This window comes from Streptococcus sp. KR, from assembly GCF_002238115.1.
GTDB lineage: Bacteria > Bacillota > Bacilli > Lactobacillales > Streptococcaceae > Streptococcus.
Genome location: NZ_NGVM01000313.1, coordinates 1 through 234, shown reverse-complemented (window position 1 = coordinate 234; position 234 = coordinate 1). Strand labels below are relative to the sequence as shown.

Sequence of the window (234 nt, the reverse complement as noted above, 5' to 3'; positions counted from 1 at the left end):
TACACAAACCAGTTCACTTATTTAGTTCAGAAACTTACAAGGATTATCTGTCTACGTTGTGGCATGATTTAAACGATGGAGAAGATTTAAAATCCATGCAAGACCTTTATGAAACTCCTAAGTATAAACTATCAAAAGACGATCAAGAGGAAATGAAGGAACTAAAAGAAGAAGGTGTGTATGCTTCCATGCAGGAATTGGACAATCCATTTGAGGGGAAAAGTAACGAAGATA

Annotated in this window: 1 pseudogene; it reads left to right on the top strand. The window is 35.5% G+C overall.

What is annotated here, in order from left to right:
* Positions 1-234 (top strand): annotated as a pseudogene (locus CBI42_RS12090) (hypothetical protein); the annotation flags it as partial.